General features: G+C 73.6%; 9 protein-coding genes. 3 read left to right on the forward strand and 6 right to left on the reverse strand.

Annotation, left to right across the window (positions count from 1 at the left end):
* The first annotated feature begins 52 nt into the window (after positions 1-52).
* On the forward strand, positions 53-2,803 hold the full coding sequence (locus G9H71_RS04050) for a helix-turn-helix transcriptional regulator (RefSeq protein WP_166278148.1): 2,751 nt from the start codon (positions 53-55) through the stop codon (positions 2,801-2,803).
* A 71-nt stretch (positions 2,804-2,874) separates the two neighbouring features.
* Here G9H71_RS04050 and G9H71_RS04055 read toward each other — a convergent pair whose 3' ends face one another.
* Entirely contained in the window at positions 2,875-4,059 is a 1,185-nt protein-coding gene (locus tag G9H71_RS04055; protein ID WP_166278152.1) for a hypothetical protein, read from the reverse strand.
* A gap of 199 nt (positions 4,060-4,258) precedes the next feature.
* On the opposite strand from G9H71_RS04055, the gene G9H71_RS04060 reads away from it, so the two are divergent.
* Positions 4,259-5,617 carry an alpha/beta hydrolase family protein gene (locus G9H71_RS04060; RefSeq protein WP_166278155.1) on the forward strand — a complete coding sequence of 453 codons (1,359 nt, stop codon included), beginning with the start codon at positions 4,259-4,261 and terminating at the stop codon, positions 5,615-5,617.
* An 11-nt stretch (positions 5,618-5,628) separates the two neighbouring features.
* Here G9H71_RS04060 and G9H71_RS04065 read toward each other — a convergent pair whose 3' ends face one another.
* From G9H71_RS04065 to G9H71_RS04080, 4 genes are read right to left on the reverse strand one after another with little or no spacing between them, the layout of a single operon-like run.
* Positions 5,629-6,009, reverse strand: coding sequence for a Rieske (2Fe-2S) protein (locus G9H71_RS04065; protein WP_166278158.1), 381 nt, complete (start codon positions 6,007-6,009; stop codon positions 5,629-5,631).
* A complete protein-coding gene (gene nirB / locus G9H71_RS04070) occupies positions 6,006-8,519 on the reverse strand; it encodes a nitrite reductase large subunit NirB (protein ID WP_231134011.1) in 2,514 nt (837 codons plus the stop codon). Before nirB ends, G9H71_RS04065 begins: the two co-directional genes overlap by 4 nt.
* A 14-nt stretch (positions 8,520-8,533) precedes the next feature.
* On the reverse strand, positions 8,534-8,884 hold the full coding sequence (locus tag G9H71_RS04075; RefSeq protein WP_166278161.1) for a molybdopterin oxidoreductase: 351 nt from the start codon (positions 8,882-8,884) through the stop codon (positions 8,534-8,536).
* A complete protein-coding gene (locus tag G9H71_RS04080) occupies positions 8,881-10,977 on the reverse strand; it encodes a molybdopterin oxidoreductase family protein (protein WP_166278164.1) in 2,097 nt (698 codons plus the stop codon). The genes G9H71_RS04075 and G9H71_RS04080 overlap by 4 nt, the downstream gene beginning before the upstream one ends.
* A 225-nt stretch (positions 10,978-11,202) precedes the next feature.
* On the opposite strand from G9H71_RS04080, the gene G9H71_RS04085 reads away from it, so the two are divergent.
* Positions 11,203-12,582, forward strand: coding sequence for an MFS transporter (locus G9H71_RS04085; protein ID WP_166278167.1), 1,380 nt, complete (start codon positions 11,203-11,205; stop codon positions 12,580-12,582).
* Positions 12,583-12,798: 216 nt separating this feature from the next.
* Here G9H71_RS04085 and G9H71_RS04090 read toward each other — a convergent pair whose 3' ends face one another.
* Positions 12,799-14,040 (reverse strand): uroporphyrinogen-III synthase, encoded by a 1,242-nt coding sequence (locus tag G9H71_RS04090; protein WP_166278170.1) that lies wholly within the window; start codon positions 14,038-14,040, stop codon positions 12,799-12,801.
* Positions 14,041-14,100: the final 60 nt, after the last annotated feature.

Below are 14,100 nucleotides of genomic sequence, written 5' to 3' on the forward strand. Positions count from 1 at the left end.
CGGCGCGCAGAATTCGGCTGCACGGCACGGACAACTACGGCAAAGTGTGCCCGTGTCGTCGGAGAGCGCGGCTGCGGGGGCGGGCGTCCGCTGCCACCCCAGAGCCGACGCGTACGCCACCGGCTCCCCCGGCGACGGCGGCACCAGGCCCGCGGCCTCCCCGGGCACCCAGCACCGGTGGCCCCTCGTCGGCCGTGAGAGCCTGCTCGAGCAGGTCGAGGCCGCGCTGCACCGCCCAGGGCTCCGCGCCGTGCTGCTGCACGGCCCGGCCGGCGTGGGCAAGACCCGCCTGGCCCAGGAGTGCGCCGCGCGGCTGGAGCGGACGTACCCCGTCTTCCGGATCAACGCGACCCGCACGCTCGCCGCCGTGCCGCTCGGGCCGCTTGCCGGGCTGCTCACCCTCGGCGAGGTGGACCTCGACCCGCTGACGACCGACGCCGTGCGCCTCTTCGCGCACGCCCGGCGGGTGGTCGCGGACCTCGCCGGAGGGTCGCGGCTGCTCCTGCTCGTCGACGACCTGCCGTCGCTGGACCCGCTGTCGACGGGCGTCCTTGCCCAGCTGCTCGAGGAGGACCTCGCCGTCCTGCTCGCGACCGCGCGGGCCGGCGAGGCGCTGCCCGACGCGGTGCTCGCGATGTGGAGCGCGGACCGAGCGCTGCGGCTGGACGTCCCGCTCCTGACCACCCGGGAGTGCGGCGACCTGCTCGCCGCGACGCTCGGCGGGCCGGTCGCCCCGCAAGTGGTGGAGGCGTTCGCCCGCGAGAGCGGAGGCAACGCCCTCCACCTGCGCGAGCTCCTGTCCGAGACGTCGCGGCGCGGCGGCTTCACCTCCGTCTCCGGGGTCTGGCAGCTGACCGGCCCGGTGACCGGCAGCCCCGCGCTGCTCGAGCTGCTCCGGCTGCGGCTGGACGGCATCGACGCCGCCGGGCGCGCGGTCCTCGAGCGCCTCGCGCTGTGCCAGGTGCTCGGCGTCGACGAGCTCGTCGAGCCGTCGGCGCGCGACGCGCTGGCGGCCCTCGAGGAGGCCGGCTTGGTCACGGTCGAGCCCGGGCCGAACGACGCATCCGGGCAGCTGCTCGCGCGGCTGGCGCACCCGCAGTACGAGGCGGTGGTCCGGGCCGGCATCTCGCGGCTGCGGGCCGCGGACCTGCTGCTCCAGCAGGTCGCCGTCATCGAGGCCCGCCCGCAGCGGCGCGGCGACCCGCTGCGGGTCGCGCTGTGGAGGCTGGAGGCCACCGGCACCGCCGACCCGGACCTGCTGCTGCGCGCCGCCCGGCTGGCGCGCCTCGCCCACGACTTCGTGGCCGTGGAGCGGCTGGCGCGCGCCGCCGCCCGGTCCTGGCCGGAGCATGGCCCGGGGCTCGCCGAGTCGCTCCTGCACCTCGGCGAGGCCGAGTGCGAGCTCGGCCGGCCCGACGACGCCGCGCAGACGCTGCGCGACGCCGGCCGCATGTCGGCGACCGAGGAGGTACGGGCCCGGGTCGCCGCCCTGCGGGCCGGCCTGCTCGCCGACGACGGGCCGGCGGGGGTCGACGCGGCGATCGCCCTGCTCGACAAGGCTCAGGCGGCCCTGCCGGGACAGGCGACGCCCCTCGCGGCCGCGCGCGCGGAGATCCTGCGGGCCGCCTACCGCATGCACGAGGCGCTGGCGGCGGTCACCGCGGTGCCCGCGCCCACCCGGCCCGGCGACCGGCTCGAGTGGTCCGTGGCGGCCTCGGTCGCCCTTGCCTGGACCGGCCGCGCCCGTGAGGGCGTCGAGCTCGCGGAGGAGAGCACGAGCGCGATGTCACGGCTGCGCGGGGCCGCGCTGCTGCACAGCTCGGCGCCCGAGCTCGCGCGCACCGCCGCGCTCATCCAGGACGGGCGCGTCGAGGACGCGACGAAGGCCGCGCACCGAGCGCTGGCCTACGCCGTGCAGGACGGGCTCGACCGCGCGGTCACCGTGGCCGAGTGGACGCTGACGATGGCGCTGCTGCACGCGGGCCGGCCCCGCAGCGCCTCCCGCTGGGCCCGGGACGTCGTCAGTGGGGGCCAGGCGCACGGGCCCCGGCGACACGTCTGCCTGGGCCTCGCCGGGCTCGCGCTCGCGCACGCGTGGCTCGGGGAGCCCGGCCCGGCCCGCGAGGCGCTGGCGCGCATCCCGGGCACGGGCGACCCCGACGAGCCGTGGCGGGTGCTGGCCGGCTGCTGGGTGCGTGCCCTCGAGGGCGACCTGGACGGCGCCACCTCGGGCCTGCGCGACCGCGCGGACCGGGCGCTGGCGGCCGGGCACCCGACGCTCGGCGCGGCGCTGCTGCACGGGGTCGTACGCCTCGGCCGGCCGCAGCTCGTCGTCGATCAGCTGGAGCGCCTCGAGGCCTCGACCGAGGGCGTCCTCACGGCCGCCTTCGCCCGGCACGCCACGGCGGCCGCACGCCGTGACGTCGGCGGCCTCACCGAGTCGGCGGACGAGTTCGAGCGCATCGGGTCGCGGATGAGCGCCGCCGAGGCGGCCGCCCAGGCCGTGCAGGCAGCCACCGGGAAGCGCTCGCAGCGCGAGATCGCGGCGCTCACGGCGCGCGCCCGGCAGCTCGCCGGACGCTGCGAGGGCGGCGTGCTGCACGCCCTGCTCGTGGAGTCCGTGTCCCCGCTCACCGAGCGGGAGCAGGAGATCTCCCGGCTGGCCGCACGGGGCCTGTCGAGCAAGGAGATCGCCGAACGGCTCTTCCTGTCCGTGCGCACGGTCAACAATCACCTGCAGGCGGCGTACACCAAGCTCGGGATCGGCAGCCGCCGCGAGCTCGCGGCGGCGCTCTCGGCGTGACGCGCCGGGCGCGGGGAGCACGGCGCGGGCCGCGAGCATCTCGCTCGCGGCCCGCGACAGGCATCCCTCGGTCAGAGCACGTGGTCCGCGTGGAGGACGGTGTCCAGGCTCGAGCCGAGGCCGCGGTCGTTCCACGCCTTGCGGAAGGTCATGATCGTGGGGTTGCCGACGCCGGCGGCTGCGTCGAGCTCCTTGTCGAAGATCTGGAAGATCGAGCGGTCCCGGGCCGCGAAGCGGTCCCAGGGCTCGACGTTCGTGTCGTCGTCGGTCAGGTCCCAGAGGCTGGCGGCGAGGAAGAGCTCGACCTCGTCCCCGGTGACGGACGCCGGGAGCGGGCCGCAGTTGCCCTTCTCGAGCCGAGCCTCGTCGAACGTCCCCTCGCCCGCCGCGTTCACGTTGCCCTCCAGGTGCTCGCCCCGGAACGCACGCGACACCGCGTGCGGGAACCAGTCGGCGAAGGCCTCCATCCAGGAGTGGTCGGCAGTGTTCACCGGGTTGTGGAAGACGTCCTCGGTGATGCAGCCGTCGTGGGCCGCCGGCAGCCACGGGAACGACCCGATCTTGTCCTGCAGGAAGTGCGTGTACTCGTGCAGGATCGCGAAGTCCGTGAACGCGTTGCCGCTGTTGATGACGACCGTGCTGTTCACCGGGTTGTAGTAGCTACCGGTGACGGACGTCGGCTGCACGTCCGCACGCGGCAGGGGGTCGCTGTCCCCGCGGTTGGCGGCCGCGTAGTCGCGCCCGAGCCTGATGGTCTCGGCGATGTTGAAGTGCTGCGGCGTCCAGTCGTCCGCGAAGTGCCAGTTGAACGTGAGCTGGGTGTTCGGCCGGGTCGAGGTGAGGTGGACCGGCTGGCTGCCGTGCCCCGGCTCGGCCCAGAACGGCTGCGCGTGCAGGAAGTCGTTGGGCCACACCTGCGCTGCGCTGTTCGTCGCGAAGACCCGCAGCGCGAAGATCGCGTCCTTCACGAAGGGGAAGCTCGTGTTGATGCGCCCCTTGTCGTCGGTGAAGACGGTGCGTTCGTTCGCCCATGTCCATATCCCGAACGTGCGGGGGGCGAAGCGCCACACCTCGACCTTGCTGAACTTGATCGGGCCGGTCTTGTTGGAGTCCTCGTAGGACAGGTTGGAGGTGATGGTGGTGACGTCCTGCGCGGAAGCCGGGGCGGCGCCGGCCGCGGGCACGACGAGAGCGGCGGCGGCGAGGACGAGCGCGGACGCGGCGCGCCACGGGCGGCGCGAGAAGCTGATGTGCACGGGAGGCACCTTCCTCTGACGGTCGGCCGGCGGGGTGCCGGCACGACGTCGACTCTTCCGCCGCAGCGGTCGCTGCACCTGAGCAGGCGTTGCTCAACCGCGCCCGCTCCCGCTGCTCACCCGGCGGGGGCACGAGCAGGCCGGCGAGTGAGCAATCGTTGCTCTGTCTGCGCCCGAAGGGCCGGGCGAGGCTGCGTGCATGACACACCGCCTCCGCCGCAGCGCGGCCTTGCTGGCCGCCCTCGCCGCTGCACCGCTGTCCGCCACGACGACCGCGTCCGCGGCTCCCGCCGAGGAAGCCCGGGTCCTCACCGGGGCCCTCGCCGACGGTGCCGCCTACCGCCTGGAGGTGCCGCCGGCATGGAACGGCACCGTCGTCCTCTACAGCCACGGCCTGCGCTTCCCCGGCGAGGACAACCCGCCCGAGACCGCGGCCAGCGACGCGTCACGGCAGTGGATGCTGGACAACGGGTACGCCCTGGCTGGCTCCTCGTACGCCGGCACTGGGTGGGCGGTCGAGGAGGCCGTCGACGACCAGCTCGGGACGCTCGACGCGTTCACGGCCCGGGTGGGGGCGCCCACCCGCACAATCGCGCTCGGCGAGTCGCTCGGCGGGCTCGTCACCACCGCCCTGGTCGAGCGGCACCCCGAGCGCTTCGACGGCGGGCTCTCTCTGTGCGGGCTGCACGCAGGCGGCCCTGCGCTGTGGGACAGCTACCTGGACGGCGCGTACGTCCTGCGAACGTTGCTTCCGGAGTCAGGCGCGGTGCGCATCACGGGGGTCGACGACCCGCTCGGCAACCTCGACGCCGCGCAGAGGATCCTGTCCGACGCGGCTGCCACTGCCGCAGGACGCGCCCGCATCGCGCTCGCCGCGGCCGTCATGCAGGTGCCGGGGGCGGTCGACCCGCTGGCGCCGTTCCCCGCGGACGCCGCCGGGCGCGCGGCGGCCCGCCTGGCCTGGATGACCGAGTCCTTCCCCGTCTTCGCCTTCGCCGAGCGCGGGGAGCTCGAGGCGCGCGCGGGTGGCAACCCCTCGACCAACGTCGGGGTGGACTACGAGCGGATGCTGCGCGACTCCGAGCAGCGCTCGGACGTGCGAGCTCTCTACCGGGCGGCGGGGCTGGACCTGGACGACGACCTCGCGACGCTCGCCGCAGCCCCCCGAGTGGCGGCCGACCCAGTGGCCAGGACGTACCTCTCCGCCCACGGCGGGCTGACGAACGCTCCCGCCAAGCCGCTGCTCACGCTGCACGGGACCGCGGACGGGCTCGTGCCCAGCTCGCACGAGCGGGCGTACGCCGAACGAGCCGGGCGGCCCGAGCTGCTCCGGCAGGCCTTCGTGGACCGCCCCGGGCACTGCACGTTCACCTCTGCCGAGATCGTGTCGGCGTTCGGGGCACTGCAGGAGCGGCTGGACAGCGGGGTGTGGCACGTGAAGCCGGCATTCCTGAATCAGCGTGCAGCAGAGCTGGGCCCGGAGCTGAACACGGGCGCGGGCATACCCGTCGCGCCGGCTTTTGTCCGGCACCACCCGCTGGCATTTCCGCGAGCCTGAGACGTCCCGCCTCACGCGACAGGTTCCGCGAACGCGTCCTCCAGCCGCGCCTGCGCGGCGCCTCCCACCTCCTCGACACGACGGCCGGGCAGCCTGACCACCAGCTGCCCGGCCGGGTCGGCCTCGACGTCGTAGACGAGCAGCGCGCCGGCCCCGCTCCGGGCGCAGCCGTCCGCCAGCTCGTACGCGTAGCCGTGGAGCGGGCAGACCACGACCTCGGCGTCGACGAGCCCGTCGGCGAGCGGGCCGCCGCGGTGCGGGCACTGCGCCTGCACGGCACGCAGCGCCCCGCCGCGCAGCCGGAACACCGCGACCTGCTCGCCCCCGACGACGAAGGCACGCCCCTCCCCCTCCGGGATGGCCTCGGCCGGGCCGAGCACGTGCGTGCTCACGGGGCCGGCCGGACTGGGACCTGCGGCAGCTCGACGAGCGGCAACGAGGTGCGGAACTGCCCCGGGGTCGCCGGCTGCCCGGCCTCGAGCCAGGGGTCCTTGTAGGCGTCCACGGACTCCTGCATGCGCCGGTCGAGGTCGGCTGCTATGCCTTCACTGTCGTCGACGATCACGGCCCGCAGGTGCTCGATGCCGACCCGGGGGACGAACGAGTAGGTGCGCTCGAGCCAGTCGGCGTTCTCCCGGTAGTACTGCATGAACCGCCCGGTGAGCGTCACGACCTCCTCCGGGGTGTCGACGGTCGCGAGCAGGTCGCCCTTGCGCACGTGAGCGCCTGCAGCGCCCCCGACGTAGACCTCCCACCGCCCACCCTCCACGGCGACGGCCCCGACGTCCTTGACGAGCGCCTCCGAGCAGTTGCGCGGGCACCCGGCCACGGCGAGCTTCATCTTCGCCGGGCTGTCGAGCCCCTTGTAGCGGTCCTCGATGGCGATGCCCAGCGCAGTGGAGTCCCCCACGCCGAAGCGGCAGAAGTCCGAGCCCACACAGGTCTTCACCGTGCGGAAGCTCTTGCCGTACGCGTAGCCCGAGGGCATGCCGAGGTCGGCCCAGACCTTGGGCAGGTCCTCCTTGCGCACACCGAGCAGGTCGATGCGCTGCCCACCAGTCACCTTGACCAGCGGGACGGCGTACTTGTCGGCGACGTCGGCGATCGTGCGCAGCTGCTCGGGCGTGGTGACCCCGCCCTTCATCTGCGGCACCACCGAGAACGTCCCGTCGCGCTGGATGTTGGCGTGGACGCGGTCGTTGACGAAGCGCGCGTCGCGCTCGTCGACGTACTCGTCGTTCCACATGGTGCGCAGCAGCGAGGCGAGGGCCATCTTGCTGCCCGCGTCCTCCTTGCCCTCGGGGGCGAGCGCGGCGAAGACGGCAGAGACGCTCTTCAGCTCCCGCTCGCGGATCGCCGCCATCAGCTCGGCCTTCTCCAGCGGCACCCCGGGGACGTACCACCGCTCCGACGGGTCCTGCTCGACCGCGCCGCCCGCGGCCCACTCGCAGACGTCCTTGACCAGGCTCTTGCACGAGCCGCAGCCCTTGCCCGCCCGCGTGGCGTTCATGACCCCGGACACCGTGTGCTCGCCGCCGCGGACGCACGCGACGAGCTGCCCCTTCGTCACCCCGTTGCAGTTGCAGACCTGGGCGTCGTCCGCGAGCTCGGCGGCTCCGACCTCCGGCGAGGGGCCGCCGATGTCGAAGAGCAGCTTGATGCGCTCCTCGGGCAACGGCAGGCCACGGTCGAACGCCTGGGTCAGGAACGCGACCTTGCTGACGTCCCCGAGCAGGGTGGCGCCCACGAGCTTGCCGCCACGCACGATGACCGTCTTGTACACCCCGCGGCGCGGCTCGGAGAACTGGACGAACTCGTCGTCCTCGTGCTCGGGCTCCTTGAGCCCCATCGCGGCGACGTCCACGCCGGCGACCTTGAGCTTGGTGGCGACCCGCGAGCCGTGGTAGGACGCGCGCGGGTTCACGCCGGTCAGATGGTCGGCGAGCACGCCCGCCTGCTCCCAGAGCGGCGCGACCAGGCCGTAGACCTGCCCGCGGTGCTGCGCGCACTCGCCCACCACGTAGACGTCGTCGTCGTCGACCGAGCGCAGCTGGTCGTCGACGACGATGGCGCGCTCCACCGTGAGCCCCGCGCGGCGGGCCAGCTCGACGTTGGGACGGATCCCGGCGGTCATGACGACCATGTCGCAGTCGAGCGCCGACCCGTCGCCGAACCGCACCCCGGTCACCTTCTCCTCGCCCAGGACCGCGGTGGTGCGGACGTTGCAGTGCACGGTGATGCCGAGCTTCTCGACCGAGCGTTGCAGGATGCGGCCGGCCTGCGCGTCGAGCTGCTGGTTCATGAGGGTCGGTGCGGCGTGCACGACGTGCGTCGTCATGCCGTAGTTCTGCAGGCCGCGGGCGGCCTCGAGCCCGAGCAGCCCGCCGCCGATGACTACCGCGACGTCATGGTCGGGCGCGTGGCGCATCATCTCGGCCGTGTCGTCGAGACCGCGGAAGCCGAACACCCCCGGCGTGAGGGTCTTGAGGTCCTGCCACATCCCCTCGAGCGGCGGGAAGAACGAGCGGCTACCCGTGGCGATGACGAGCTTGTCGTAGCGGACGATCGAGCCGTCGTTGCCGTAGACCAGCTTTGCGAAGCGGTCGACCCGCACCACGCGCACCCCGCAGTGGAAGGTGACGCCGTGCTCGGCGTACCACTCCACCGGGTTGAGGTAGATCTCCTCGGTCGCCGCGTTGCCGGCCAGCACCTCCGAGAGCAGGATGCGGTTGTAGTTCCCGTACGGCTCTTCACCGAAGACCTCTACAGCGAAGAGGTCGCCGCCACCGCGGGCGAGGACCTCCTCGACAGCGCGGGCGCCGGCCATGCCGTTGCCGATGACGACGAGCCGGGAGCGCGTGTCGGGCCGAGTGGGCTCCGGAGCGGTCAGGGTCATGGTCATGTGCGTGCCTCCGGTCAGACCTCGACGAGGCCGAGGTCGACGACGACGGTGCCAGCCACGCCCTCCGGCGCGGCGACGTGCAGCTCCAGCCGGGTGTCGCTCAGCAGGTCCTCGACCACTCGCAGCGCGACGTGCGTGGCGCCCTTCGCGCCGATCGGGAACCAGCGCATCGGGCTGCCGTCGCGCAGCAGGACGATGCTCACCATCTCGTCGGTGCCGTTGCCGCCGCGGAAGTAGACCGGCTGCGCCGTGACACCTGCGGGGACCACGTAGGCCGGCGCGGCGGGGATGGCGACCGGCTTGTCCAGGCCGGCTCCCTCGAAGGCGTACGCGCCCTGCAGGAAGCGTGGAGTGCTCGCGTTCATGGGGTCTCCAGAGGGTCGAGCCGGGTGAGGGCCACCGCGCACGCCTTGAACTCGGGCATGCGGGAGTAGGGGTCCAGGGCCGGGTTGGTCAGCGCGTTCGCCGCTGCCCGCCCGCCCCAGTGGAAGGGCACGAAGACGGTGTCGGGACGGATCGAGTCCGTGACGCGCGCCCGCAGCACGGCCTCGCCCCGCCGCGAGCGCAGCCGCACGACGTCCCCCTCGTCCACACCCGCTTCCGCCGCGACGTACGGGTGCACCTCGACGAAGGCCTCCGGCTCTGCGGCGGCGAGGGCGGCGACGCGCCGGGTCTGCGTGCCGGACTGGTACTGCCGCAGCACGCGCCCGGTCGTCAGGACGAGCGGGAACTCTGCGTCCGGCCTCTCGGCTGGCTCCTGCGCGTGGACCGCGTGGAACCGCGCACGCCCGTCGGGCGTCGGGAACCGCTCGGCGAAGAGCCGCGGGCTGCCGGGGTGCGCGTCGTCCGGGCACGGCCAGAAGACGCCCTGCTCGGAAGCGACCCGCTGCCGGCTGATGCCCGCGTAGTCCGCCGTTCCCCCCGCACTGGCCCGGCGCAGCTCGTCGAAGACGTCCGCGGGGTCGGAGGAGAAGTACTTGCCCCGGCCGAGCCGCTCCGCCAGCTCCGTCAGGACCTCGAGGTCGGAGCGCACTCCCGGCGGAGGCTCGACCGCCTTCCGGCGCAGCAGCACGCGGCCTTCGAGGTTCGTGAGCGTGCCCTCCTCCTCGGCCCACTGCGTGATGGGCAGGACGACGTCCGCCCGCTCGGCGGTCTCGGACAGGAACATGTCGCAGACCGCGAGGAAGTCCAGCGCCCCCAGCCGGTCGACCATGCGGTCGCGGTTCGGGGCCGAGACCGCGATGTTCGACGCCAGCACCAGCAAGGTGCGCACGCCGCCGGGCGTCCCGAGCCGGTCGAGCATCTCGTACGCCGACAGCCCGGGCCCGGGTAGCTCGTCCGCCTCGACCCCCCACACCGCGGCGACGTGGGCTCGCGCGGCGGGGTCGTCGATGCGCCGCGCACCAGGCAGCTGGTCGGCCTTCTGCCCGTGCTCGCGGCCGCCCTGCCCGTTGCCCTGCCCGGTGATGGTCCCCCAGCCGGAGAAGGCCCGGCCGGGCAGTCCGAGGGCCAGCGCGAGATTCAGGAATCCCAGTGCGGTGTCCGTGCCGTGCGCGTGCTGCTCGGCCCCGCGCGCGGTGAGGATCATCGCCGAGTGGGCCTCACCCAGCATGCGGACGGCGGCCACCATGTCCTGCACCGCGACGCCCGTCATCCGCTCTACCCGGTCCGGCCAGTACGCCCGGACCGCCCGTCGCACCACGTCGAAGCCGTTCGTGCGCTCGCCGATGTAGTCCTCGTCGATGTAGCCCTCGCGGATCGCGAGGTGCAGCAGGCCGTTGGCCAGGGCGAGGTCGCTGCCGGGGACGGGCTGTAGGTGCAGGTGGGCGGCGCGGGCGGTCGCGGTGGCGCGGGGGTCGATGACGATGTGCCGCGCGCCTCGCTCGCGCCCGGCCTCGAACCACCGCATGGCCGGAGGCAGCGTGTCTGCGGGGTTGCTGCCCACGAGCATGACGACGTCCGCCCCGGCGACGTCGGACAGCGGGAACGGCAGCCCCCGGTCGATGCCGAAGGCCTTCGTACCGGCGGCGGCGGCCGAGGACATGCAGAAGCGGCCGTTGTAGTCGACCGCCGAGGAGCCGAGCGCCACGCGGACGAACTTGCCGACCTGGTAGGCCTTCTCGTTGGTGAGTCCGCCGCCGCTGAAGCATCCGACGCTGTCGGGGCCGTACGCCGCCCGGCTGCGCTCCATGGCACCGGCCACGCGCTCCAGCGCCTCGTCCCACGTCGCGGGCCGCAACGGCTCGTCCCGGCTGTCGCGCACGAGCGGGGTGGTGAGCCGCTCGGGCGACGTCAACAGCTCCGCGGCGGTCCAGCCCTTCTGGCAGAGACCGCCCCGGTTCGTGGGCCAGTCCTGCTGGGCGGCGAGCTCCACCCGCCCGTCCTGGACCGCAAGCGTGATCCCGCATTGCAGCGCGCAGTATGGGCAGTGGGTCGCGGTGGGAGAGGTCCCGCGCATGGGTCCAGAGGCTGCACGGGTGCCGTTGCCCCACGATGGACGCCGCGTTACGGCCACGTTCCGAGGCGCTGGCCCGCCATCGCCCGGCATCGTGATTCGGCCCCTCGCGTGCGTCGGGCCGTTGTGAGGCGGATGTAGCACCGACGACAAGCCGGCCGAACTCTTCGGAAATTCCGCACTCCTACGTTCGCCCTCGACGGACCGCTGCACGCCTCGGAGGGCTCCATGTCGATCACCGCAACACCGGTTGCCACTCATGACGAAGGCCCTGGCCGCACGCAGAGCCGCTGGATCAAAGACTGGCGGCCGGAGGACCCGCAGTTCTGGGCGAGCACCGGCGAGCGGGTGGCCCGTCGCAACCTCGTCTTCTCGATCCTGTCCGAGCACATCGGCTTCTCCGTGTGGAGCATGTGGTCGGTCCTCGTGCTCTTCCTCGGCCCGGGCTACGGCTTCGACGCCGCCGACAAGTTCCTGCTGACCTGCGTCCCCACGCTGGTGGGAGCCGTTCTCCGGCTGCCCTACACGTTCGCCGTCGCGAAGTTCGGCGGGCGCAACTGGACGGTCTTCAGCGCGGCCCTCCTGCTCGTGCCGGTCGCGCTCGGCGCGGTCGTGCTGGAGCCCGGTGTCTCGCTCGGGACGCTGCTCGTCGTCGCCGCGGTCGCCGGTGTCGGAGGCGGCAACTTCGCCTCCTCCATGGCCAACATCAACGCCTTCTATCCCGAGCGCCGCAAGGGCTGGGCGCTGGGGCTCAACGCGGGCGGCGGCAACCTGGGCGTCGCCGCGGTGCAGCTCGTGGGGCTGCTCGTGCTCGCCACCGCGGGCAGGGAGCACCCGAGGGTGGTGCTCGCGATCTACGTGCCGCTGATCGTCCTCGCCGCGCTCGGTGCCTGGTGGAAGATGGACAACCTGGCCCACGCGAAGAACGACAAGCGGGCGATGCGCGCGGTCTGCCGCGACCCGCACACGTGGATCATGTCGCTGCTCTACATCGGCACGTTCGGCTCGTTCATCGGGTTCGGCTTCGCGTTCGGCCAGGTGCTCCAGGTGCAGTTCAAGGCCGACTTCGACACTCCCATCAAGGCGGCGTACCTGACCTTCCTCGGGCCGCTGCTGGGATCGCTGATCCGACCGGTCGGCGGACTGCTCGCCGACCGGATCGGAGGAGCCAAGGTCACGTTCCTCAATTTCGTGGCGATGGCCGCGAGTGCGGGAGTGGTGCTCCTCGCGTCCACCCAGAAGTCCCTCCCGCTCTTCCTCGCCGGCTTCATCGCGCTCTTCGTCTTCTCCGGCGTGGGCAACGGGTCGACCTACAAGATGATCCCGGCGATCTTCCGGGCGAAGGCCGCGGCCAAGGTGATGCACGGCGACGACCTCGAGCGGGCGGGCAACGAGGCGCGCAAGCTGTCCTCGGCGCTGATCGGCGTCGCGGGCGCGATCGGGGCCTTCGGCGGGGTGCTGGTCAACCTCGCGTTCCGCCAGTCGTTCCTCGACACCGGCACCGGAAACCGGGCCTACGTCGCGTTCATCGCGTTCTACGCCGTGTGCTTCGCGGTGACGTGGGCCGTCTATCTGCGGCCGTCGGCGCGCAAGCTGTCGGCGGTCTAAGCGGCCTCGTCGCGAAGCGCCCGTGGGCTGCGGCCTCACGGGCGTCTTCGCGTGGGCGGCGCCCTCGGCGTGCATGAGGGAGTCCGCGGGTCGCCGCCCGCACGCAGTAGCCGACCTTGTGTGCACCAGGAGGCGTCATCACGCACCCAGACGTACACAAGGTCCGCCGCAGGCAGAAACAGGCGCGGGGCCGTGCACCCGCTCCGAGCGGCGCGGTCAGCGCTCCTCTTCGTCCTCGCACGCGTCGCGCAGGTGCGGCGGGTCGTAGGCCAGCCGGTAGCCGCGCTTCACGACGGTCTGGATGCAGCGCGGGTCACCGAGGGCCGACCGCAGCCGGGTCACCGCCGACTCGACCGCGTGCTCGTCGATGCCGACGGCGGGGCCGCCGGTGCTGCGGGCGATGGCGCGCAGCAGGTCGGCGCGCGACAGGACCCGTCCCGGGTAGCGGGCGAGGGCGCGCAGCAGCGCCATGGGGACCGGCGGCAGCGGCACGACGCGGCCGTCCACGACGACGGCGTGGCCGCGTACGTCAAGCTCGTGGCCGGCGGCCTCGAGGCGCGCGCCACGGGCGGGGAGCTCGTCGACGACGGTACGCGCCAGCGCGCCGAGCCGGGCCCGCGCCGGCTGCGCCGTGGGCACGTCGCGGCGCTCCAGCGGCCCGGCGGTCACCGGCCCGACGCAGGCGACGAGCACGTCCTTGCGCAGGACGTCGAGCAGCTTGTCCTCGTCGCCCCGGCTCTCGGCGAGACGGAGCAGGCTGACGGCCGCGGGCGCGCTGGTGAACGTGATCGCGTCGACCTGCCGGGCGAGCACCTGGTCCAGCAGCCGCTCCATCGGCGCGGTGTCCTCCGGGCTGACCCAGCGGTAGACCGGGACCTGCACCACGTCGGCCCCCGCGCCCTCGAGCGCGTCGATGAAGTCCGGCAGCGGCTCGCCATGCAGCTGGACGACGACGCGCTTGCCCTCGAGGTCGTCCTCCAGCAGGTGCTCGAGGACCTCGGAGGACGACTCCGACGCCGGGGACCAGGCGTCCACGAGGCCCGCCGCGCGGACGGCGCCGCGGGCCTTGGGGCCACGGGCCAGCACCCGGGCGTGCGACAGCTGCTCGCGCAGCTCGTCCCCGAGCCCCCAGCCCTCGGCGGCCTCGATCCACCCGCGGAAGCCGATGCCCGTGGTGGCGACCGCGAGGTCCACCGGCGCGGCCAGGCAGGCCTTCGTGGCGGCCAGCAGCTCGGTGTCGTCCGGCAGCGGCACGATGCGGATCGCAGGGCCGTGCACGACACGGCCGCCCCGACGCTCGAGCAGCGCGATGAGCTCGTCCGCCCTGCGGGCCGCGGTCACGGCCACGGTCCAGCCGGCCAACGGCGCGACGGCAGGCTCGGTCGGCTGCACCGCGGGCTCGGGCCCGGGCGCTGCCTCCGAAGGCGGCTCGACCTGCAGGACCGTCTCTCCTGGCATGGCGGAAGGGTTGCCGGGGAGCGTTGCGGTCACGGGTCCCCGGTGTTTCGGCACGGCTAC

It is taken from the genome of Motilibacter deserti (assembly GCF_011250635.1).
Taxonomy (GTDB): Bacteria; Actinomycetota; Actinomycetes; order Motilibacterales; family Motilibacteraceae; genus Motilibacter_A; species Motilibacter_A deserti.